At 34.8% G+C, this 359-nt stretch carries 1 pseudogene; it reads left to right on the forward strand.

The window, feature by feature from the left end:
* Positions 1-270 precede the first annotated feature (270 nt).
* Positions 271-359 (forward strand): annotated as a pseudogene (locus tag ACFINO_RS10390) (alpha/beta hydrolase); the annotation flags it as partial.

Here is a 359-nt window from a genome sequence, read left to right on the forward strand (position 1 = left end):
TCTCTAAAGATTCCAGTAACGCTACCTCTGCCGCCTTCTTAAGCGGTGTTGTCGCGTTATGATCAAAATATCGACGTTTTACAACCATTTTATATCGTAATCATTAATCTTTAAGAATTGATTTTTAAAAAGTGGCGCAATTTTCTTGAAAAACACACCCAAAACAGAATATCTAACGGTTCATGAAAATAAAATGATTATATAAAGTAGACGAAGAGTAATAACAAGCCAAGGTCAATGAGAGCCTTTATAGCATTTAAGGAGCATTTAATGCCAGAAATTATTTTTAATGGTCCAGCAGGTCGACTTGAAGGGCGTTATCAACCTTCACAACAAAGAAATGCACCAATTGCGATTAT

It is taken from the genome of Bartonella sp. AA83SXKL (assembly GCF_042196965.1).
Taxonomy (GTDB): domain Bacteria; phylum Pseudomonadota; class Alphaproteobacteria; order Rhizobiales; family Rhizobiaceae; genus Bartonella.